Origin of the sequence: Proteus sp. fly-1067, from assembly GCF_040139345.1 — a bacterium.
Lineage (GTDB): Bacteria > Pseudomonadota > Gammaproteobacteria > Enterobacterales > Enterobacteriaceae > Proteus > Proteus vulgaris_B.
Genome location: NZ_JBEEUL010000011.1, coordinates 1 through 21917 on the forward strand (window position 1 = coordinate 1; position 21917 = coordinate 21917).

Annotated in this window: 21 protein-coding genes and 1 other annotated feature; of the genes, 7 read left to right on the forward strand and 14 right to left on the reverse strand. The window is 37.7% G+C overall.

Translation table 11 applies throughout. From position 1 onward, the window contains the following. The coding region (locus ABN217_RS14185; protein ID WP_349440665.1) for a hypothetical protein at nucleotides 1-195 on the forward strand (195 nt) is incomplete at its 5' end. 104 nt (nucleotides 196-299) lie between these two features. Here the strand turns inward: ABN217_RS14185 and clpB are convergent. The 3 genes from clpB to rluD form a co-directional block, all read right to left on the reverse strand. After that, entirely contained in the window at nucleotides 300-2873 is a 2574-nt protein-coding gene (gene clpB / locus ABN217_RS14190; RefSeq protein WP_349459542.1) for an ATP-dependent chaperone ClpB, read from the reverse strand. Nucleotides 2874-3018: 145 nt separating this feature from the next. Further along, a complete protein-coding gene (gene yfiH, locus ABN217_RS14195; protein ID WP_349459543.1) occupies nucleotides 3019-3750 on the reverse strand; it encodes a purine nucleoside phosphorylase YfiH in 732 nt (243 codons plus the stop codon). After that, entirely contained in the window at nucleotides 3751-4728 is a 978-nt protein-coding gene (rluD, locus tag ABN217_RS14200) for a 23S rRNA pseudouridine(1911/1915/1917) synthase RluD (RefSeq protein ID WP_072070871.1), read from the reverse strand. It lies immediately after the preceding gene. Nucleotides 4729-4863: 135 nt separating this feature from the next. On the opposite strand from rluD, the gene bamD reads away from it, so the two are divergent. The 3 genes from bamD (at nucleotide 4864) to pheA (ending at nucleotide 7671) form a co-directional block, all read left to right on the forward strand. Then, the gene (gene bamD, locus ABN217_RS14205; protein ID WP_196553690.1) at nucleotides 4864-5598 is read left to right on the forward strand and encodes an outer membrane protein assembly factor BamD; all 735 of its coding nucleotides are present in this window, start codon (nucleotides 4864-4866) and stop codon (nucleotides 5596-5598) included. Nucleotides 5599-5869: 271 nt separating this feature from the next. Then, nucleotides 5870-6205 (forward strand): ribosome-associated translation inhibitor RaiA, encoded by a 336-nt coding sequence (raiA, locus tag ABN217_RS14210; protein ID WP_072070873.1) that lies wholly within the window; start codon nucleotides 5870-5872, stop codon nucleotides 6203-6205. Nucleotides 6206-6360: 155 nt separating this feature from the next. Beyond that, nucleotides 6361-6477: a sequence feature (Phe leader region), on the forward strand. Between the two features lie 36 nt (nucleotides 6478-6513). Next, a complete protein-coding gene (gene pheA / locus ABN217_RS14215) occupies nucleotides 6514-7671 on the forward strand; it encodes a bifunctional chorismate mutase/prephenate dehydratase (protein WP_072070874.1) in 1158 nt (385 codons plus the stop codon). An 88-nt stretch (nucleotides 7672-7759) separates the two neighbouring features. Here pheA and ABN217_RS14220 read toward each other — a convergent pair whose 3' ends face one another. Then, on the reverse strand, nucleotides 7760-9100 hold the full coding sequence (locus ABN217_RS14220) for an anaerobic C4-dicarboxylate transporter (protein ID WP_349459544.1): 1341 nt from the start codon (nucleotides 9098-9100) through the stop codon (nucleotides 7760-7762). A gap of 442 nt (nucleotides 9101-9542) precedes the next feature. Here ABN217_RS14220 and ABN217_RS14225 point away from each other — a divergent pair, with 442 nt between their 5' ends. Continuing rightward, a complete protein-coding gene (locus ABN217_RS14225) occupies nucleotides 9543-9698 on the forward strand; it encodes a hypothetical protein (protein ID WP_349439704.1) in 156 nt (51 codons plus the stop codon). Between the two features lie 283 nt (nucleotides 9699-9981). Here the strand turns inward: ABN217_RS14225 and tyrA are convergent, their stop codons facing one another. The 7 genes from tyrA to ffh all read right to left on the reverse strand — a co-directional run bounded on the left by tyrA (nucleotide 9982) and on the right by ffh (nucleotide 16132). After that, a complete protein-coding gene (gene tyrA, locus ABN217_RS14230) occupies nucleotides 9982-11106 on the reverse strand; it encodes a bifunctional chorismate mutase/prephenate dehydrogenase (protein WP_349439703.1) in 1125 nt (374 codons plus the stop codon). Nucleotides 11107-11141: 35 nt separating this feature from the next. Continuing rightward, nucleotides 11142-12236 carry a 3-deoxy-7-phosphoheptulonate synthase gene (locus ABN217_RS14235; protein ID WP_115350333.1) on the reverse strand — a complete coding sequence of 365 codons (1095 nt, stop codon included), beginning with the start codon at nucleotides 12234-12236 and terminating at the stop codon, nucleotides 11142-11144. A 387-nt stretch (nucleotides 12237-12623) separates the two neighbouring features. After that, nucleotides 12624-12977: a 50S ribosomal protein L19 gene (gene rplS, locus ABN217_RS14240; protein ID WP_036932575.1), complete on the reverse strand. Its 354-nt coding sequence runs from the start codon at nucleotides 12975-12977 to the stop codon at nucleotides 12624-12626. A 52-nt stretch (nucleotides 12978-13029) separates the two neighbouring features. Beyond that, nucleotides 13030-13782: a tRNA (guanosine(37)-N1)-methyltransferase TrmD gene (gene trmD / locus ABN217_RS14245; protein ID WP_072070877.1), complete on the reverse strand. Its 753-nt coding sequence runs from the start codon at nucleotides 13780-13782 to the stop codon at nucleotides 13030-13032. Between the two features lie 38 nt (nucleotides 13783-13820). Further along, nucleotides 13821-14366 (reverse strand): ribosome maturation factor RimM, encoded by a 546-nt coding sequence (rimM, locus tag ABN217_RS14250; protein ID WP_072070878.1) that lies wholly within the window; start codon nucleotides 14364-14366, stop codon nucleotides 13821-13823. 18 nt (nucleotides 14367-14384) lie between these two features. Beyond that, nucleotides 14385-14633: a 30S ribosomal protein S16 gene (rpsP, locus tag ABN217_RS14255; RefSeq protein ID WP_004244772.1), complete on the reverse strand. Its 249-nt coding sequence runs from the start codon at nucleotides 14631-14633 to the stop codon at nucleotides 14385-14387. A gap of 137 nt (nucleotides 14634-14770) precedes the next feature. Continuing rightward, a complete protein-coding gene (ffh, locus tag ABN217_RS14260) occupies nucleotides 14771-16132 on the reverse strand; it encodes a signal recognition particle protein (protein WP_109396311.1) in 1362 nt (453 codons plus the stop codon). Nucleotides 16133-16304: 172 nt separating this feature from the next. Here ffh and ABN217_RS14265 point away from each other — a divergent pair, with 172 nt between their 5' ends. Continuing rightward, nucleotides 16305-17105: a cytochrome C assembly family protein gene (locus ABN217_RS14265; protein ID WP_166540969.1), complete on the forward strand. Its 801-nt coding sequence runs from the start codon at nucleotides 16305-16307 to the stop codon at nucleotides 17103-17105. Nucleotides 17106-17138: 33 nt separating this feature from the next. Beyond that, nucleotides 17139-18413, forward strand: coding sequence for a CNNM domain-containing protein (locus tag ABN217_RS14270; protein ID WP_196553677.1), 1275 nt, complete (start codon nucleotides 17139-17141; stop codon nucleotides 18411-18413). Nucleotides 18414-18458: 45 nt separating this feature from the next. Here the strand turns inward: ABN217_RS14270 and ABN217_RS14275 are convergent, their stop codons facing one another. From ABN217_RS14275 to gshA, 3 genes are all read right to left on the reverse strand, one after another. Continuing rightward, nucleotides 18459-19208, reverse strand: a complete 750-nt coding sequence (locus ABN217_RS14275) for a hypothetical protein (RefSeq protein ID WP_196553676.1) — start codon at nucleotides 19206-19208, stop codon at nucleotides 18459-18461. 188 nt (nucleotides 19209-19396) lie between these two features. Beyond that, nucleotides 19397-19912, reverse strand: coding sequence for an S-ribosylhomocysteine lyase (gene luxS, locus ABN217_RS14280; protein ID WP_072070882.1), 516 nt, complete (start codon nucleotides 19910-19912; stop codon nucleotides 19397-19399). A gap of 162 nt (nucleotides 19913-20074) precedes the next feature. After that, nucleotides 20075-21658: a glutamate--cysteine ligase gene (gene gshA / locus ABN217_RS14285; RefSeq protein WP_072070883.1), complete on the reverse strand. Its 1584-nt coding sequence runs from the start codon at nucleotides 21656-21658 to the stop codon at nucleotides 20075-20077. Nucleotides 21659-21917: the final 259 nt, after the last annotated feature.

Below are 21917 nucleotides of genomic sequence, written 5' to 3' on the forward strand. Positions count from 1 at the left end.
TTTTTTCTTTTCTCTTCACCGTCCTGCGTGGCTAGTTGTTTGCTCATCGCCGGTCAGTGGATGCGCATTATAGGGAGTTTTCTGAATGTGACAAGTATTATTTTCAAAAAACTTTTCGATAGCGCGCTTTGTAAGCAAACTGATGACCAATGGATAAATAATAATCACATATCGATTATAAAACAAACAAAATAATTATATTTAAGACGCTGACACGACTTAAACTTGCTAAAGCCCATAATAAAAAAGCCTACAAACTTCAGTTTGTAGGCTTTGCTAATAAATAGATAAAACATCAATTATTGTTTTGCGATTATCTTATTATCATCTAAATCTAAGATAATCTCTTTGCCTGGCAATAACTTGCCTGACAAAATATCTTGAGCTAATGGGTTTTCAACCTCTTGTTGGATAGCTCGTTTCAATGGGCGAGCACCATAAATTGGGTCAAAACCAACTTCACTCAATTTTTCTAATGCCGCACCTGTAATCGTGACGTGATAACCACGCTCTTCTAAACGTTGGTATAAACGACGTAACTGAATTTGTGCGATCGCTGCAATGTTTTCTTTACCTAATGGGTGGAATACCACAACTTCATCAATACGGTTAATAAACTCTGGTCTGAAATGATGGCCAACTACATCCATCACTATTGTTTTCATTTCAGGATAATCAAGTGTCCCGAAACGTTCCTGAATTAAATCAGAACCTAAGTTTGATGTCATAATCACAACAGTATTACGAAAATCGACTGTTCTACCTTGCCCATCCGTTAAACGACCATCATCCAATACTTGTAATAAAATATTGAATACATCGGGGTGCGCTTTTTCAACTTCATCTAATAAGATGACTGAATAAGGACGACGGCGAACGGCTTCTGTTAAATACCCACCTTCTTCGTAACCAACATATCCTGGAGGCGCACCGACTAAACGAGAAACGGAGTGTTTTTCCATAAACTCAGACATATCGATACGAACCATTGCATCATCACTATCAAACAAGAAGTTTGCTAATGCTTTACATAATTCTGTTTTACCCACACCTGTTGGTCCTAAAAATAAGAACGAACCAATTGGGCGATTAGGATCAGACAACCCAGCACGACTACGACGTATCGCATTTGATACTGCGCTAACAGCTTCAGCCTGACCAATAACACGTCTATGTAATTCTTGTTCCATTCTTAGCAGTTTTTCACGCTCCCCTTCTAGCATTCTAGAAACAGGAATACCGGTCCAACGCGCTAAGATTTCAGCAATTTCAGCATCAGTGACTTTATTACGTAACAGCTTCATATGTTTATCTTCAGCTTTATTCGCTTCAGCAAGCTGTTTTTCTAACGTTGGGATCTGTCCATATTGGATTTCTGACATTTTTGCCAAATCACCACTACGGCGAGCTTGCTCTAATGCAATACGAGCTCGCTCTAATTCTGATTTAATATGTTGAGTTCCTGTCAGCTCTGCTTTTTCTGCTTTCCACTCTTCTTCTAAAACAGAATACTCTTTCTCTTTTTCAGCAAGCTCTTCATTTAGCATTTCTAAACGCTTTTTACTTGCATCATCAGACTCTTTTTGCAGGGCTTGTTGTTCAAGTTTCAGCTGAATAATACGTCTATCAAGTCTATCTAATGCTTCCGGTTTTGAATCCATTTGCATACGTAGGCTTGCACCTGCTTCATCAATTAAGTCAATCGCTTTATCTGGTAACATACGGTCAGAAATATAGCGATGTGATAAAGTCGCAGCTGCAACGATAGCTGGGTCTGTAATTTGAACATGATGATGAAGCTCATAACGTTCTTTCAGACCACGTAAAATAGCGATAGTATCTTCTACTGTTGGCTCTGCTACATACACTTTTTGGAAACGACGTTCTAAAGCAGCATCTTTCTCAATATATTGACGATATTCATCAAGTGTTGTTGCCCCAACACAGTGTAACTCACCACGTGCTAATGCCGGTTTTAACATATTACCCGCATCCATAGCACCATCAGCTTTACCGGCGCCAACCATAGTATGTAATTCATCAATAAACAGAATGACACTGCCTTCCTGTTTAGATAAATCATTTAAAACGGCTTTTAAACGTTCTTCGAACTCACCACGATATTTAGCGCCTGCTAATAACGACCCCATATCAAGGGAGAGTACTCGTTTATTTTTTAAACCTTCTGGCACTTCACCATTAACAATACGCTGAGCTAATCCTTCAACAATCGCCGTTTTACCAACTCCGGGTTCACCGATAAGTACTGGGTTATTTTTAGTACGACGTTGTAAAACCTGTATGGTTCTTCTGATTTCTTCATCACGACCAATGACAGGATCGAGTTTGCCTTGTTCTGCTCTTTCCGTTAAATCCACAGTATATTTTTTCAATGCCTGACGTTGGTCTTCTGCATTTTGATCGTTCACTGTTTCTCCACCACGTATTTTTTCAATCGCTATTTCAAGACTTGCTTTATTTGCACCCGCAGCTTTTAGCATATCAGCAACTTGACCACCGGTTTCCATTGCAGCTAAAAGGAAAAGCTCTGACGAAATAAAATCATCACCTTTTTTCTGTGCCAATTTATCGCACAAATTAAGGTGTTTAATCAGATCATTAGAGGGATGAACCTCTCCACCAGCACCTTCAACTTTAGGTAATCGAGACAAAGCTTCATTAATTCGCTCATTAAATTGCGATGCATTAACACCCGATGATGTTAATAGAGGGCGAATTGAGCCACCTTGTTGATTAAATAACGCACTCAGTAAATGTATGGGTTCTATAAATTGATTATCGTTCCCAAGTGCCAATGACTGGGCGTCTGCGAGAGCTTGCTGGAATTTATTGGTTAATTTATCCAGGCGCATAACACCTCCAAGTAAAATTTAAAGTAAAATTCGTAACTGGAGAATAGATGAGGTCATTTTGACAATATTCAAGCTCAAAATAAAAATTTTGAGCAAAAATATTTATCAATATTTGAGATAAGTGAGAAAAACGGTTGAGAGAAGTTTATTTAATCCAGATTAATGACGCCATTCGACCTGTTATCTGTTCACGTCTATACGAAAAGAAACGCGATTTCTCTGTCACAGTACAGAAATCACCACCGTAAATCTGAGTTACCCCATTTTCCTGTAAAATTATTCTCGCTAACATATAGATATTAGCTAAATATTTACCATTATGAGGAATAAATGCAGGATCAAAGGCCTTATTTTTTTCAATAAAGGCCAAACGTACTTCAGCTCCAACCTCAAAAGCATTAGGGCCAATTGCAGGTCCCAGCCATGCCATTATTTGATGTTTTGGTGCTTTAAACTGTGCAAGTGTATTTTGTAATACACCATGGCAAAGCCCTCTCCACCCACCATGTGCTGCGCCAATTTCTGTTCCATCACGCGTTGTAAAAAGAACAGGTAGACAATCTGCCGTCATAATTGCACAAACTTTTTTCTCGGTAGCGGTATAAAGGGCATCACCTTCTACTTCATTATTTTTCTCAGGATTTAACGTAACAACGTGAGTGCCATGAACTTGTTCAAGCCATAATGGCATTTCAGGTAACTGAGCTTCTTGGCAAAGTCTGCGTCTATTTTCTTTAACGCGAGATAATTCATCACCAACATGTGTACCTAAATTAAGGCTATGATAAGGCGGTAAACTGATCCCCCCCTCTCTAAGCGTACTACAAGCCCCAATATTCTCAGGTTGTGGCCAATCTGGAAAAATCAATGAAGTCATTTACCAATCCATTTCATCTTTAAATTGTTCAGCATCATCTTTTAATACATCGATAAGCTTAACCATATCATCAGGTAACGGCGCATGCCATTCCATTTCAATACCTGTGATCGGATGATAAAGGCGTAACATCGTTGCATGTAATGCTTGTCTATCAAATAAACGTAGCGTTTCACGCAACTCTTCTGATGCACCTTTTAAAGGACGTGGTCTTCCTGCATAAAGTTGATCACCAATTAAAGCATGATGAATATGCGCCATATGAACACGAATTTGATGGGTACGCCCCGTTTCTAAGCGTAAACGTAAACGAGTATGAGCACGGAAATGCTCCATAACACGATAATGTGTTACTGCTGGTTTACCCATTGGGTGTACAGCCATATGCGTACGCTTAGTTGGATGTCGAGAAATTGGTTCATTAACTAAACCACCCGCAGTCATCCTTCCTGTAGCAACTGCTTCATACTCACGCGTGATTTCACGACGTTGTAAAGCTTCAACTAAATGAGTTTGAGCTGGAACTGTTTTTGCAACAACCATTAAACCTGTTGTATCTTTATCCAAACGATGGACAATACCTGCGCGAGGTACATTAGCAATTTCAGGATAACGATAAAGTAATGCATTTAATACGGTACCATCAGGGTTACCAGCACCAGGATGAACAACGAGATCCCTTGGCTTATTGATAACTAAAATATCGTCATCTTCATAAACGATATTTAACGGAATATTCTGAGGCTCCCAGCGTACTTCCTCTTCAATTAAGGCATCGACTTCAATTTTTTCACCGCCAAGCATTTTTTCTTTTGGCTTATTGATGATTTTATCGTTAACCTGCACTCTATTGTCTAAGATCCACTCTTTTATACGAGATCTTGAATAATCAGGGAACATTTCGGCCAAAGCCTGATCTAAGCGTTGACCCAGCTGTGAATCTGCGACTGTAGCATTAAGTCGTATTTGTTGAGACATAAATAGTTTTCTATTAATTAAGTTAGTGTTTTGACGGCACAGCCGTTTCATTTAAAATGAGTTATAGTGTAACCGATTTTAGGGGAGCTTCACGGAGAGACTCCCCAAACCTATTCAGAGGATAATCAATACGTGATGAGACGCATTAAATACCTGGTGGCAGCAGCCACTGTAAGCCTGTTACTTTCTGGCTGTTCGAGTTCAGACAAAGACGCTACTGCCGATATGTCTCCTTCTGAGCTTTACACAACCAGTCAGGAAAAATTGCTAGATGGCAATTATGGAGCGGCTATCAAACAATTAGAGTCTCTCGATAATCGCTATCCTTTTGGCCCTTACTCGCAACAAGTTCAGCTCGACTTGATTTATGCTTATTATAAATCAGCAGAACTACCAATGGCGATTACTGCAATTGACCGTTTTATGCGATTAAACCCAACCCATCCTAATATTGACTATGTTCTTTATATGCGAGGCTTAACAGCTCAAGCATTAGATGATAGTGCATTACAAGGATTCTTTGGTATTGATCGTTCAGACCGTGATCCTCAGCATGCAATTGTGGCATTTAAAGACTTTAGTCAATTAGTACGTTATTACCCTGATAGCCTTTACGCTGCTGATGCAACCAAGCGCCTTGTCTTTCTTAAAAACCGTTTAGCAAAGTATGAACTTTCAGTTGCGAAATTCTATACTAAACGAGGGGCTTATGTCGCGGTTATTAATAGAGTAGAGCAAATGATGCGTGATTATCCTGATACACAAGCTACTCGTGATGCACTCGAATACATGGAAAACGCCTATAAAGAGTTAGGTCTGACACAAGAAGCAGACAAAGTGGCTTCATTGATTGCAGCAAATCCAGCTTAACCCAAACATCACCATCAAAAACAGCAGCTTATCGCTGCTGTTTTTTTATTCTTTTTTAGCTAAATTGTCTTTACTTTTCATCAGCCCAACCTTCCTAATATGACTGAATAAATACAACTTAACAAGCGTTCTTTTTCAGCTATTTATCATTTGTCACGTTTCTATTACTAGTTACACATACAACTAACAAAAAGTGATTTTGATCATGTTTTAAATTGTGTATCACGATATTCTGAAGTTATCGAAGACGGAGTAATTAAGAGGTAACTATATGATTATAAATATTACTAGCAAGCAAATGGAAATTACCCCAGCACTACGTGAACACATTGAAAGCCGTCTAACTAAACTTAATAAATGGCAGGTGAATTTAATCAATCCTCGTATTATTCTGACAAAAGACCCTAAAGGTTTTAGTGTTGATGCCAGCATTCACATACCAAATGGGCAATTGGTCGCTAATGCACAACACGCAGATATGTATGTCGCTATTAATGATTTGTTAGCGAAACTTGAGCGTCAATTAAACAAGGTTCAGCATAAAAATGAATCTCGTCGGGCTGATAACAGTTTGAAAGAAGAAAATTTACTTGTCGATGAAATATAAATAGTAAAGCTAGATTAAAAATTAGAATAAATCACTGACTCAAAACGCCTCTGCGCATCCTAGTGATGCGCTTTTTATTGTATTTTTCTTGACTCCTTTCACATCATCATGTTTGATAGCTATATGCTAAATAATTTACCAAACAATATAATGACGATGTATTCGTTTTTGTCTTTCTTCTTTTTCTTTTTACTCTTTAATTAAGAGGCTTTGTCATTTCAGAAAGAAAAGTAAGAACGACAATAGCCTCCAAAAATGGAGGCTTTTTTTATTTATAATGGTATGACGCAAAGATATAGGGCTAAAACATGGAAAAACTCGATTTATTAGCAATCAGAGATAAAATCACAACGTTAGATTCAGAATTACTCACGTTGTTAGCAAATAGACGCCAATTATCTGCTGATGTCGCTCAATTTAAATTGAATACACATCGTCCTATTAGAGATAAAAATCGTGAGCGTGAATTACTTGATTTATTAATTGAAAAAGGAAAAAAAGTTGGTCTAGATGGTTTTTATATCAGCCGTATTTTCCAAATGATTATTGAAGATTCCGTATTAACCCAACAAGCGATTTTACAGCAACACCTAAATGCGACACCAAATGAATCTGCAAGGATTGCTTATTTAGGCCCGAAAGGCTCTTATTCACATATTGCTGCTCGCCAATATGCAGCCCGTCATTTTGATACAATCATCGATTGTACTTGTCACAAATTTGACGATATTTTCACACTGGTTGATACAGGACAAGCTGATTACGGTTTATTGCCTATTGAAAATACCAGCTCTGGCGCAATTAATGATGTTTACGATTTACTGCAAACAACTTCACTGTCTATTGTGGGTGAAATTCGTATTCCGATTAATCATGCGCTTTTAACAAGTGTTGATAGTTCGACAGAAGAATTACAAATTATTTATAGCCACCCTCAACCTTTCCAACAATGCAGCCATTATTTAAATCAGTATCCAAACTGGAAAATTGAATATTGCGAAAGTACGGCTGCGGCAATGGAAAAAGTAGCTCTTGCACAATCACCACATGTTGCAGCTATTGGTAGTGAAGCAGGTGGCTCTCTTTATGGTTTAAAGCCCTTAGCAAATAATTTAGCAAACCAGCAAATAAACGTAACACGCTTTATTGTTATTGCACGTAAAGCGATTGATGTGTCAGAGCAAGTCCCTGCAAAAACAACGTTCTTAATGGCTACAGGACAACAAGCAGGTGCTTTAGTCGATGCTTTAATGATTTTAAAAAAATACGACATTATTATGACGAAATTAGAATCTCGTCCTATTAATGGTACGCCTTGGGAAGAAATGTTTTATATTGATGTTCAAGCTAATTTGCGTGATATAAATATGCAAAAGGCTTTACATGATTTATCACAAACAACGCGGTCATTAAAAATATTAGGGTGTTATCCTTCAGAGAACGTAGTACCTGTTGAAGTAAAATAATAAAAAAACCCACTACTTAATAAATAAGCCAGATAGTGCATCACTATCTGGCTTTTCTTTTTATCTCATATTTTTACATTATCACTAATTATAAGAAACCATACATCGCTGCAAACACCCAACCAAAGACACAGGAAACTGTTACACCAATTAATCCCGGAAGGATAAAGCTATGGTTAATAACAAAACGTCCTATTCGAGTTGTACCTGAACGGTCAAATTGAATAGCCGCTAAGTCACTAGGATAAGTTGGCAAAATATAATAACCATAACAAGCTGGTGCAGATGCAATAATATAAGCAGGATCAACACCAATACCCAATGCTAAAGGAACAATTGCAGCTAAAGCAGCCGCTTGAGAGTTAACAAATTTCGATACCAGTAATAAAACTACAGCATAAGCCCAAGGATATTCTCTTACTAATTGCCCTAATGCTGCTTCTATTTCTTTCATATGTGCAGAGAACATGGTTTCTGCCATCCAAGCAATACCATATACAGCAACAATTGCTATCATCCCTGAACGGAATACTTCATTTTTAGATATAAGAGACGGATTGGTTTTACAAATAATAATAATTGATGCACCTGCTAATAACATAAACATCTGAATAACAAGCACCATAGATAACGGTTTGCCATTAAATACAGGACGTATTTCAGAAAAAGCACCTAATATCGCAACAACGGCAATAGCACCTAAAAATATCCACATTGCCACCCAGTTTTTCATTGGCAACTTTTTATCTAAAAGTGTTGCTGTATCACCGTAAACATAATCATGGTTTTCAGGAACTGAAATAAACTCTTGGAAGCATTGATCTTTATCTAAATCCTTACCTCTAAACCAACTAAAAATACCAATCGCTAAAATACCAATAAAAGTAGAAGGAATGGTAATAGCTAATAAATCTAAAAACTCAAGATGTTTACCATTAAAAGTGACATCGCCTAACATTGCCACTAAAGTTACAACAGCAACAGAAACAGGACTTGCAATAATCCCCATTTGCGAGCCAATAGTACTTGCTGCCATTGGCCTTTCTGGTCGGATATTATTTTTAATCGACACATCATAGATAATTGGCAAAATGGTATAAACAACGTGTCCCGTACCACATAGAATTGTTAGAGTACAAGTTACAAGCGGTGCAACAATAGAAATATATTTTGGGTTTTTACGTAATAATTTTTCTGCTATTTGCAACATAACGTCTAACCCACCCGACGCTTGCAATGTTGCAGATGCTGAAACAACAGCAATAATAACTAACATTACATCAACTGGTGGCTTTCCTGGTGGTAAGTTAAAAATGAAAACTAAAATAACCAGACCAACACCACCGAGCAGACCTAATGCTATTCCCCCTTTCCTTGCTCCATAAAATAGACACACTAATATAATGGCAAGTTGTATTATGAAATCCATAGTTTACCCCTTAAAAAAGACATCCGAATACAATTAAAAATAATACAATTAATAATTAAACATCTTTTGCAAAACTCATCCATATAAGGGTAATTTATCTACATCTTATTTTTCATTATTTGATCAAGGCGATATTTTTAATATCACTTCCTTTTTTTATTTTATTTTAAGATCTCATCAACAATTAATTTTTAATAAAAATAAAACATTGAACATTAATTATCAGTTAATTAAACCAGATAATAACAACTCAATAACAATATAGCGCGAAAATAGAAATCACTTTATTATAAAAATAAATTTTTCTCCCTCTATTAAAAAATTATATTTAAATTGTTGTTTTTAAAAATATATTTCCCTTGGTAAAAAAGTCTATTATCAACCAAAGAGATTTGGGCCTTATTGGTATACTTTGAATCTTGAATATATAGAAGGAGAAAATATGAATACATTTATCGTATTGATTTTAAAACCATTTATCACTTCACTCTATGATAATATTGATACATACAGTCACTATCAATCTTATTCAATAATCAACGATCCTAACTCATATTTTTGTACGGTCAGTCCATGCCCTGATCCTAAAGATTACTAATTTATAATTATATTAATTTAAAGGAGATTTTATGAATAAATTATATATTTTAATAATCACATTAGTATTCACAAGTTATGCGGGAGCATATTTTCATAGTAAACAGAAAAATATACTACATTGAGCTCAAAGCTCGCCTAGTACGTTCGACACAACTCGCTGTCTATGGCCACCTTGTGATGATGATTAGTAATATAATATTACATATTTACTGAATAATGAGCCAACAAAAAGCCGAATAACAAAATACGTTATTCGGCTTTCGTCTCGATTTATCATTTAATTAAATACGACTATCATTAGCTTTCTGTAATAGTACACCACTCTCTTTCATAAATTGAGAAGCATAATCACCAAACCAATCACTCACGTTATTAAATGAATGAATGAATTCATTCTTTGCATTAATATCCAATAAATCGATAGCTTGGCCTAAAGAATGATGATACCTGCGAATTAATTCAATATTCTCTTTGGATGATAAAATAATATCTGCATACAGTTGCGGATCTTGAGCGAATAACCGCCCTATCATTGCCAACTCCAAACGATATATTGGAGATGAAAGCCGCAATAAGCTTGCTAAATCGACGTTTTCTTTAGCTAAATGTTGGCCATAAGCAAAGGTTGTAAAATGTCGAAGGGCTTGAATAAAACTCATGTTTTTATCGTGCTCTTCTGGCGTAATTGCCTCAATTTTAGCTCCCCAAACTAACAGTTGCTCAAGTAACCACTCAAATGCTTGGCGATTTCTGCCTTCACAATAAGCCACAACCTGTTTTGCTAAACTCGGTACATCAGGACCAAACATAGGGTGAAGACCAAGAACAGGACCGCTATGCGCTTTTAACATCGCCTCTAAAGGTGCTTTTTTAATAGAAGCGAGATCGACTAACAAACAACTTTCAGGTAAAAGAGGAAGCTTCTCAATAACCTCAACAGTTAAATGGATAGGTACACTAATTATTACCATTCCTGCATTATCAAAAATAGCAGGTGATTTCGTTTGCCATTCATTTGCTTCTAAACTTTCAACTTGATAGCCAGAAAGGGTAAATAAACGGGAAAATAATTTTCCCATTTTGCCATTTCCTCCCACAATTACAATTTTACCCAGTTGAGGATTTAGCGTTTTAAAGCCTTTGTCATTCTCTTTGGTATAAGATTCACGCATTACTCGGCGTAACACATCTTCAATCAAATCTGGGGATATTCCCATTTTCTGCGCATCATTACGTCGAGAAGTAAGCATTGAGGCTTCTCTATCAGGAGCATAAATCGGTAACCCATGGCGATTCTTAACTTCACCAACTTCAGCTACCAATTGCATTCTTTTCGCAAGTAAAGAAAGCAGTGATTTATCGACCTGATCGATTTGCTCACGCAAATGTTGTAATTCTTCAGCCATCTATGCTTGCCTCTTTTTCTTTATGATTATCTAACTTAACTTACTTTTTTAAATTGCTCTTCACGCTGAGCTAAAATAGGTGAAATTCGTGCATGTAAATTTCTTAATACAGATTCTGTTGTTTCCCAACTAATGCATGCATCGGTGACTGAAACACCATATTTCATTTCGCTACGAGGCTGTTCTGATGATTGATTGCCTTCATTAATATGACTTTCTAACATAATACCGGTGATAGATTCATTACCTTTAGTGATCTGTTCAATCACTGAATCCACCACGGCGGTTTGACGACGGAAATCTTTATTTGAATTGCCGTGACTACAATCGATCATTAATGACGGTTTTAATCCTGCTTTTACCATATGGGCTTCACATTGCGCCACATCTTCTTCATGATAATTTGGCGTTTTACCACCGCGTAAAATAACATGTCCATCAGGATTACCTTGCGTTTGTAGTAAACACACCTGCCCTGATTGATTAATTCCCATAAAACGGTGCGGCATAGAGGCAGCCTTCATCGCATTAATTGCCGTATCTAAATTGCCATCGGTTCCATTTTTAAAACCCACCGGCATTGAAAGCCCTGATGCCATTTCACGGTGAGTCTGAGATTCTGTTGTTCTTGCACCAATCGCAGACCAACTAAATAAATCCCCTAAGTATTGTGGGTTATTAGGATCTAATGCTTCTGTTGCCAAAGGCAAACCTAATTGTACGAGTTCAGTTAATAATTTACGGGCAATATGTAACCCTTTTTCCATTTCAAAGCTACCATCCATAAATGGATCGCTAATTAAACCTTTCCAACCCACTGTTGTACGAGGTTTTTCAAAGTAGACACGCATCACAATGTACAGACTATCACTTAATTCAGACGCTAATACCTTCAGACGTTTTGCGTAATCGATAGCAACATCAACGTCATGAATGGAACAAGGCCCACATACCACAAGTAAACGAGGATCACGACGTTGAACAATTTCAGAGATTGTTTGACGTGATTGAGCAATGGCATGCAGATCATTGCGACTCAATGGGTATTTTTGTTTTAACTCTTCAGGCGTAATTAAAACCAGCTCTTCGCTGATATTCACATTATTGAGTGCGTCTTTTTGCATGATCATAATTTTTACCTTTTTATATCTGTCATTGTGATTTGTTGTCTGTCTGAAAGATAAGATAACATGCAATGTAAAGAAATCAATCCGTATTTTCAATAAAATTGACATAAGTGTAATAAAAAATTTACAAAGGACGAGCTAATAAAATATAACCCTTAAATTACAATAAGTTAAGTTTCATTCAAACGATAATAAAAATGTGACTTTGATTAAATTAAAAGAAAAATGTGTAATCAAATATTTACACATTATCTTTTAATGAATCTTGGAATAAGAGGAGCAAAAAGAGAGGAATATAAAAACAAATAAAAATATAATAAAAATTCGCCATAAAAAAAGGTCAGCAAACGCTGACCTTTTAACAATAACTTTCGGATGTGCGAAAGCGTATTATTTAGCGTTAAGACGCTCTTTGATACGAGCAGCCTTACCTGAACGCTCACGCAGGTAGTACAGTTTAGCTTGGCGAACCGCACCACGACGTTTCACAGTGATGCTATCTACGACTGGAGAGTGAGTTTGGAATACACGCTCAACACCTTCGCCATTAGAAATTTTACGAACAGTAAATGCAGAGTGCAGACCGCGGTTACGAATAGCGATAACCACGCCCTCGAATGCCTGCAGACGTTTTTTAGAACCTTCAACAACCCATACCTTAACTTCTACATTATCGCCTGGACGAAATGAAGGTACATCTTGCTTCATTTGTTCTTGTTCGATTTGCTTAATAATATTGCTCATAATAACTCTCTTACCCTAGGTAAACTGATATTAATGACACCATGTGTCAGACTTACTCTGCTGTACTTTCCAGATATTCCCGTTGGAACTCTGTTAACAGCACTCTTTGCTCGTCAGTCAGAGCTAGGCTTTCCAGAAGCTCAGGTCTTCTTAGCCAGGTTCGACCCAGTGATTGTTTCATACGCCAGCGATTAATATGTGCATGGTTACCTGACAGTAGAACTGCCGGAACTTCCATACCATCTAATACCTCTGGGCGAGTATAGTGAGGATGATCCAATAAACCTTCAGCAAAAGAATCTTCTTTTGCTGAAGCCGCATGCCCGAGAACCCCCGGAACAAAACGTGCTACAGCATCTATCATTATCATGGCAGGTAATTCCCCACCACTTAATACGTAATCACCCACAGACCATTCTTCATCGATTTCTGTTTGGATGACACGCTCATCTATACCTTCATACCGACCACAAACTAGAATTAGCTTCTCATTTGTTGCCAGTTCACAAACTCCTTGTTGATCGAGTTTGCGTCCCTGAGGTGATAAATAAATCACCTTTGCTCCATCACCTGCCGCAGCTTTCGCTTGATGAATGGCTTCCCTTAAGGGCTGTACCATCATCAACATACCAGGACCACCGCCATAAGGACGATCATCAACGGTATTGTGTCTGTCGTATGTAAAATCTCGGGGATTCCAACATTCTACATTAAGCAAACCATGCTTAACTGCCCGACCAGTCACCCCGTACTCGGTTATAGAGCGGAACATTTCTGGAAATAGGCTAATTACCCCAATCCACATTTTCGTGTCCCACTATTGAGAACCGTTAACCGGATAATCTAAAAACCAGGATCCCAATCAACGATAATTTTTTTCGCTGAGAGATCGACTTTCTTGATAACCTGCCCATCAAGAAACGGAACTAACCGTTCCCCAACACCGAATGCATCTTTCAGATTAGCTTTAATGACCATTACGTCATTTGAACCAGTTTCCATCATGTCAGTAATGACACCTAAATCGTAGCCTTTGTCAGTTTCAACATGGCAACCCATCAGATCTTTCCAGTAATACTCACCGTCAAGTTCAGGTAGTTGCGATGTATTCACGACAATTTCAACATTAGTCAGGAAATTAGCTGCATCTCTGTCGTCAATACCTTTTAGCTTGACGATAATATCTTGGTTGTGATGTTTCCAACTTTCAATTTCAATGGTTTCCCATTGTCCATGTCGTTGAATAAACCACGGTTGATATTCAAAAATGTTTTCGGCATGTTCGGTGGAGGAAAAAACTCTGAGCCAACCACGGATCCCGTAAGGTGAGCCCAACTTACCCATAACAATAGGTTCTACAGGCTCTTTTAAGGTTTTTTGTTCGCTCATTGTTACCACCGCGACAGATTAAGCGCTTTTCTTCGCTGATTTGATCAGGCCAGCAACACGTTCTGAAACAGTTGCGCCTTGAGCAACCCAGTGTTCAACACGGTCTACGTCTAAACGTAATTCTTCTGCATTACCGGTTGCCAGTGGGTTATAAAAGCCTACGCGTTCAATGAAACGACCATCACGCGCATTGCGGCTATCGGTTACTACTACTTGGTAAAACGGACGCTTTTTTGCGCCGCCACGAGCTAAACGAATTGTTACCATAACATCCTCATTAGTTAATAAAACAACCAGACGCCATCGAGGAACGGAGTCCGGTTGTCATATAAAAAGCCCGAAAAGTTTACTCACTTTGGGGAAAAAAGCAATCCAAAGCACGTTTTTTTTCCGGCTTTTTGATTTTAACGGCCTGGAAATCCCGGTGGCATCATACCTTTCATGCTACGCATCATCTTAGCCATGCCACCTTTTTTCATTTTTTTCATCATGCGTTGCATATCATCAAACTGTTTTAACAAACGGTTGACGTCTTGCACTTGCGTTCCTGAACCCGTCGCAATACGGCGTTTTCGAGACCCTTTGATGATTTCGGGTTTTTGGCGCTCTTTTTTAGTCATGGAATTAATAATAGCTTCCATTTTCACTAAAATTGAATCATCCATTTGTGATTTTACAGCATCTGGCACCTGAGACATACCTGGCATTTTACTTAACATACTCGCCATGCCGCCCATGTTTTTCATTTGCTTTAATTGATCTAAGAAATCATTTAGATCAAAGCCATCACCTTTTTTAAGTTTCGTCGCCAGCTTTTCAGCTTGAGCTCTATCAACTTTGCTTTCAATATCTTCAATCAAAGACAGAACATCACCCATGCCTAAAATACGAGAGGCAATACGATCTGGGTGGAAAGGTTCTAAAGCTTCTGTTTTTTCCCCAACACCGAGGAATTTGATAGGTTTGCCTGTGATATGACGAATTGATAATGCCGCACCACCACGCGCATCACCATCAACTTTCGTTAAGACAACCCCTGTTAATGGTAATGCTTCGTTAAAGGCTTTTGCTGTATTTGCTGCATCTTGACCCGTCATAGCGTCAACAACAAATAAAGTTTCAACCGGGTTAATGGCTTTATGAAGAAGCTGGATCTCCTCCATCATGCCTTCATCTACGTGCAAGCGTCCTGCGGTATCCACAAGTAATACATCATAAAATTGAAGCTGTGCATGTTTTAATGCATTGCTTGCAATCGTTACAGGGTTTTCTTGCACTGTTGATGGGAAGAAATCAATACCAACTGTTTCAGCCAATGTTTCAAGTTGTTTAATTGCCGCTGGGCGATAAACGTCAGCAGAAACAACCAGAACCTTTTTCTTCTTTTTCTCTTTTAAGAATTTACCTAATTTTGCAACACTGGTTGTTTTACCAGCACCTTGCAAGCCTGCCATTAAAACAACAGCAGGTGGCTGAGCAGAAAGATCAAGGTCAGTATTGACTTCACCCATCGCATTGACGAGTTCATTTTGAACTATCTTCACAAACTCCTGACCCGGAGTCAGGCTTTTGTTAACTTCATGTCCTACTGCGCTTTCTTTAACTCGCGCAATAAAATCACGAACCACAGGTAAGGCAACGTCGGCTTCTAATAACGCCATACGCACTTCACGCAGTGTCTCTTTAATGTTTTCTTCGGTCAGTCTTCCTCGACCACTTATATTGCGCAACGTGCGCGATAATCTGTCACTTAAATTCTCAAACATTATCTTAGCTCAGTGTTAAAGTTGGGCTTATCAGTATGTATGCCATCGATTATATCACGATGACTCGCGGATCTCTGCATAGAGATTTAAGCTTAATGACTTCAATAGTTGGAGCCGAATGCTCCTAGCGCTATACTAGGAAGTTATTCAAACAATATATGTAAGCGAAACTATGCCCGTTATATCAATCTCTATCGTCGCTGTCTGCGCTTATTTACTCAGTCTGGTGCTCATTTTGCCAGGTCTGTTACGAAAAGAGCAAAATGGATACCGCGGATTAGCACTCCTCTTCGCGGTTATTGCGCTTGTTGCGCATGCTATTTCATTAAAATTTTTAATTTTCCGCCCTCACAGCGGGCAGGATCTTTCACTCACCAATCTAGGTGCCGTTGTAAGCCTGATGGTCTGCGTTATTATGACGATTGTGGCTTCTCGTGGCCGAGCATGGTTTTTACTGCCTATTGTTTATTGTTTTGCAATAGTCAATCTTGTCATCGCGGCACTCATGCCTGGTGAGTTTGTTACACATCTTGAAAGTAGCACATCACTCTTTATTCACATTGGGCTTGCATTATTAAGTTATGCCACATTATTGATTGCGGCGTTATATGCATTACAACTGAGTTGGCTAGACTATCAACTAAAGAATAAGAAGCTAAAATTTTCACCTCAAATGCCACCATTAATGACAATTGAGCGAAAAATGTTTCACATCACACAAGTGGGTGTTGTATTACTAACCCTAACATTGTGTACAGGTTTGGTGTATATGGATAATATTTTTGGTAAAGAAAATATCCATAAATCAATTTTTTCTATCATCGCTTGGTTTGTTTACGTCATTTTATTATGGGGGCATTTCCGCGAAGGATGGAGAGGGAAAAAAGTCATTATTTTTAACTTGATTGGCGCCATTATTTTGACATTAGCTTTTTTTGGTAATCGTTTATTACAAGAGTTAGTGCTTAATTAATTTTTATTTTAGGGTAGCAAAAGGATCTCAATTTTGGAGCATGTCTCGACAACTACGCTCATTATCATACTAATAGCGATGATTATTGCCTCAGCTTATTTTTCTGGAACAGAAACCAGCATGATGACGATTAATCGTTATCGTCTTCGTCATGCAGCCAAACAAGGAAATCGCTCTGCAAAACGTGTTGAAAAACTATTACAACGCCCCGACAGATTGATCAGTTTGGTATTAATTGGCAATAATCTGATTAATATCGTCGCATCTGCATTAGCGACTATTGTGGGTATGCGTTTATATGGTGATGCTGGTGTTGCTATAGCCACAGGTGTCCTGACCTTTATTATCCTCATTTTTGCTGAAGTGCTTCCAAAATCAATCGCGGCACTGTATCCAGAACGAGTTGCTTATCCAAGTAGTGTCGTTCTCTCTCCTTTGCAAACACTGATGCTGCCTATTGTTTGGTTTTTTAATAAAATTACATTAATACTGATGCGAATTTTAGGGATCAAATCGCCAGTAATACAAGGTAATGCCGTTTCAAAAGAAGAGCTACGAACTATTGTAAATGAGTCGAAATCAAAGCTTTCCCAAAGAAATCAAAATATGTTGATTTCTATTCTTGATTTAGAGAAAGTGACTATTGGCGATATTATGGTGCCAAGAAATGAGATTTTTGGTATCGATGTCAATGACGAATGGAAATCCATCGTAAGACAGTTAACTCATTCTCCTCATGGTCGAATAGTGCTTTATCGCGATACTCTTGATGATGCCATTGGTATGCTGCGAGTACGAGAAGCCTATCGCTTAATGACTGAGAAAAAAGAATTCACCAAACAAATTTTGATGAAAGCAGCTGATAAAGTCTATTTTATCCCTGAAAGCACACCTTTAAATTTACAGCTTGTTAATTTTCAGCGGAATAATGAAAAAGCAGGCATTGTGGTTGATGAATACGGTGAAATTCAAGGTTTAGTCACCGTTGAAGATATTCTAGAAGAAATTGTGGGTGATTTTACCACCTCAATGTCACCTTCATTAGCAGAAGAAGTTATCCCTCAAAAAGATGGTTCATTGCTCGTTGACGGTACAACAAATATTCGAGATATCAATAAAGCATTTGGTTGGCATTTACCTGAAGATGAAGCCAGAACCATTAACGGCGTCATTATTGAAGAGCTTGGCGACTTACCCGTTGTCGGCAATAAAATAAAAGTCAGTGATTATGAGTTTGAAATACTTGAAGTTCAGGACAACGTCATCAAAAAGGCTTTAATTCGCCACCTCGTGTTCCCTCATCATTGATGAATACAAAATAAAGCGCTTATTTAAGCGCTTTATTTTTGCTGTTTATCCGAGCTCAAATCGTAATTTGCTATTACGAAAATCAAATTCTCTCGCGTGATTTAAATAGAAAGGCTCTATCACTTGTTCTGTCTTAAGTTGAGTGGGCCTTACTTGTTGATAATCAGAATAAAAACCATGATTCTTTACCCACATCACTAAGTTAAGCGCAGGTTCATGAGAATAAGAATAACCATACTCTTCTCGTCGGCAAATAAAACACGCTATTTCGCCTCTGTTTAAAGTAAGAGAAAGAGACTTACGTGGAAAATTAGTAATGATAGAACCATCATCTTTTACTGATTCAATATTGAAATGATGAGGCGCTAAAGTCTGAATGTTTTCATATTTTAAATCTAAATTTTCACCAGAATAACTATTAGTTTTAACTCTATCTTCCTGAAAATACCAATGATATTCTTCATCTTCTTTTTCTTTATAGAGATAATCTCCACCGATTTTTATTATCGTATTAGTTTCAGCTTTAGTTATTTTTGCAAATCTTTGAGTCTCTATTTCTGAGGAGAATAACAAATATTCAGGCTTGATAATGAGCTCTGGTTCAGAGTGAAACCGCCTAACATGCTGTTTATGTACACTCTCAAAATAACGATATTCTTGTGCTTTAGAAGGGCCTTGATAGAAAAAAGCATCTTTAGGAAATTGAGTGCGTAACGTGCTTTTACCAAAAAAATAAAATTCTCGAACAAAAAACTCTAAAACCAATTTAGGCGATGAGAATTGGTGATTTTCCATAACAAAAGTGTACTCCGTGTATTAAGCATAAATTTAATCCATTATTGTGATAACAATATAAGAAGATAAGAAAATAAAACAATGGGATAACGAAAAAAAATAGGATGGTAATTAGAATAAAAAGAGACAATAAATCAGGATGCGAATTTCTTGATCTATTGTCCCCTAGTTTTATAAAGTAGCTAAGTCTAGATATGTAGCTCTTTTAATGTCTCTTCAGGAAGTGCTAATTCGTCGTTATGATTAATACCAATATTATGAGCTAAAATATCTCGTGCGATATCTTGTGCTTCAGTCAGAGAATGCATTTCATAAGTACCGCATTGATACACATTTAACTCAGGGATATGATTTTGATCTTTTACTTTCAAAACATCTTCCATTGCTGCTTTCCATGCATTAGCAACTCGCTGTTCTTCTGGTTTCCCAATTAAGCTCATATAGAAGCCTGTACGGCATCCCATTGGGGAGATATCAATAATCTCAACACCATTACCATTAAGATGGTTACGCATGAAGCCAGCGAACAAGTGCTCTAATGTGTGAATTCCTTTCTCAGGCATGGCTTTTTTATTTGGCACAGTAAAACGTAAATCAAATACCGTGATAGTATCACCAGATGGCGTTTTCATTGTTTTAGCAACGCGTACAGCTGGTGCGGACATACGTGTATGGTCAACAGTAAAGCTATCCAATAAAGGCATAAAAAACCTCCTAAGAAAAATTTAAATATTTTTAAGAAAAAATGAAACTTTCTGCAAGTAGCCCGGTCTTAGTAATGAATACGCGCAAAATGTTATCATCCCTATTTCTCTATAGAATTTTTCAGCCACACAAATATTAGTGTGGCTTTTTTCTATCTAAGTTTAGGAAGCCACGTTATCGGCATTTGCCCCTGCATGGATCTTCAAATACTCATCAAAAGAAATGGTATCACTCTTTTCTAACTCTTCTTGACGTTTTATGGATGAAATTCTCTCATGATCAAAAGCTTCATCAGTCAACGTTTCATAAGACGTTTTAATTAATTCTTGGTAATACTCTTCCGCTAAAGATAAACCATAACTACCAATACCTTGTGTTTTGATTTTCTCTAACAGTCTGCCAGAGAAGGTTAGTTCTGGATTATCAAACATTTCTTCTAACTTAACGCAAACTTCCATATATTTTGTGCCAGAACAACAATCAAGAACATTTGCCACACGTTTTAAATCCGCAAATAACGCTTTACCAACTTGTGCTAATGGCTCTTTTCTCTCACCACAACCCATTCCAATAACTTGACCAGGCTTACGCCCTTCTAGAATAACGTTATTCCAATTTGCACGACAACACGCTAATTCAGAAGCATTCATTTCTGGCGCATCAGCTAAAACACACCAAATTAAAAATAAATCAAGGAAACGAATTTGAGTTTCATCGACACCTATTGGCGTAAATGGATTGATATCAAGCGAACGAACTTCGATATATTCAATACCACCACGTAATAAAGCATCAGAAGGCGATTCATCCCCTTTAACGACACGCTTAGGACGAATAGGCGCATAAAGCTCATTTTCAATCTGCAGTACATTGGTGTTTAATTGAATATACTCACCATCTTTATTCTTAACACCCAGTTTAGCAAATTCGTCAGATGGTTTATGAATCGCTTTTTTCAGCCCTTTAACATAGGTTTCGAGATGATTAAAGGTAATATCTAAATCACTTTGCGATTTATTGGTATATCCTAAGTCACTTAAACGTAATGACGTCGCATAAGGTAAATACTTCGCACCTTTGGGCGTACTTTCAAATGGTAAATTTGTTTCTCTTCCCTTCAAGAAAGATCCACAAATTGCTGGCGATGCACCAAAGAAGAATGGAATAACCCAACCAAAACGATAATAGTTACGGATCAAACGTAGATAACCGTCTGAAATAGCTTCTTTACCACTTTCTTCATCTTTTACATTCGCCCATGCTTGCCAAAATTCAATAGGCAATGAAAAATTATAATGCACACCAGAAATGGTTTGCATTAAAGCACCATAACGATTTTTCAATCCTTCACGATATAGGGTTTTAAAACGCCCTACATTGGATGTGCCAAATTGAGCAAGCGTAATCTTATCTTCCGCTTCAATAAAGCAAGGCATACTCATAGGCCACATACGTTCATTATCTAAGTGACGCGCCGTATAACGATGTAAATCACCTAAAAAATGCAGGGTATGTGAAATATTGTCATCAACAGGTGTAATAAACTCTAACAGGGATTCAGCGAAATCCGTTGTGATCCATTTATGAGTTAATGATTTACCTAATGAAATAGGGTGCTCTGTTGATGCTAAATTGCCTTCTGGCGTTACTCTTAAGGTTTCGCGCTCAATACCACGGTGGATGCCACATAAAACTTTAGGGTGTGCTTCCAACCAAGAAAGTGCTTTGGATACGTCCGGGATCAAAGGTGACCTCCCGCGTTGATTAATGTAAGTAAATAGATAGGAGTTACTTTATCGTAAAGTCACTAAATTGTCGCTGATTAGATGATGTTAGCGTTGTTAGTTGATGCTAAACAAAAGTTTAACATTATAAAAAATAAGAGAATTATAGAAAGCAAAAAGCCTCGCTATTTGCGAGGCTTTAAAGATGGTGCATCCTGGAGGATTCGAACCTCCGACCGCTCGGTTCGTAGCCGAGTACTCTATCCAGCTGAGCTAAGGA

Coding starts and splice junctions, on each gene's coding strand:
- clpB (WP_349459542.1), bottom strand. CDS start 2,873: ATGCGCCTGGATAAATTAACCAATAAATTCCAGCAAGCTCTCGCAGAC.
- yfiH (WP_349459543.1), bottom strand. CDS start 3,750: ATGACTTCATTGATTTTTCCAGATTGGCCACAACCTGAGAATATTGGG.
- rluD (WP_072070871.1), bottom strand. CDS start 4,728: ATGTCTCAACAAATACGACTTAATGCTACAGTCGCAGATTCACAGCTG.
- bamD (WP_196553690.1), top strand. CDS start 4,864: ATGAGACGCATTAAATACCTGGTGGCAGCAGCCACTGTAAGCCTGTTA.
- raiA (WP_072070873.1), top strand. CDS start 5,870: ATGATTATAAATATTACTAGCAAGCAAATGGAAATTACCCCAGCACTA.
- pheA (WP_072070874.1), top strand. CDS start 6,514: ATGGAAAAACTCGATTTATTAGCAATCAGAGATAAAATCACAACGTTA.
- ABN217_RS14220 (WP_349459544.1), bottom strand. CDS start 9,100: ATGGATTTCATAATACAACTTGCCATTATATTAGTGTGTCTATTTTAT.
- ABN217_RS14225 (WP_349439704.1), top strand. CDS start 9,543: ATGAATACATTTATCGTATTGATTTTAAAACCATTTATCACTTCACTC.
- tyrA (WP_349439703.1), bottom strand. CDS start 11,106: ATGGCTGAAGAATTACAACATTTGCGTGAGCAAATCGATCAGGTCGAT.
- ABN217_RS14235 (WP_115350333.1), bottom strand. CDS start 12,236: ATGATCATGCAAAAAGACGCACTCAATAATGTGAATATCAGCGAAGAG.
- rplS (WP_036932575.1), bottom strand. CDS start 12,977: ATGAGCAATATTATTAAGCAAATCGAACAAGAACAAATGAAGCAAGAT.
- trmD (WP_072070877.1), bottom strand. CDS start 13,782: ATGTGGATTGGGGTAATTAGCCTATTTCCAGAAATGTTCCGCTCTATA.
- rimM (WP_072070878.1), bottom strand. CDS start 14,366: ATGAGCGAACAAAAAACCTTAAAAGAGCCTGTAGAACCTATTGTTATG.
- rpsP (WP_004244772.1), bottom strand. CDS start 14,633: ATGGTAACAATTCGTTTAGCTCGTGGCGGCGCAAAAAAGCGTCCGTTT.
- ffh (WP_109396311.1), bottom strand. CDS start 16,132: ATGTTTGAGAATTTAAGTGACAGATTATCGCGCACGTTGCGCAATATA.
- ABN217_RS14265 (WP_166540969.1), top strand. CDS start 16,305: ATGCCCGTTATATCAATCTCTATCGTCGCTGTCTGCGCTTATTTACTC.
- ABN217_RS14275 (WP_196553676.1), bottom strand. CDS start 19,208: ATGGAAAATCACCAATTCTCATCGCCTAAATTGGTTTTAGAGTTTTTT.
- luxS (WP_072070882.1), bottom strand. CDS start 19,912: ATGCCTTTATTGGATAGCTTTACTGTTGACCATACACGTATGTCCGCA.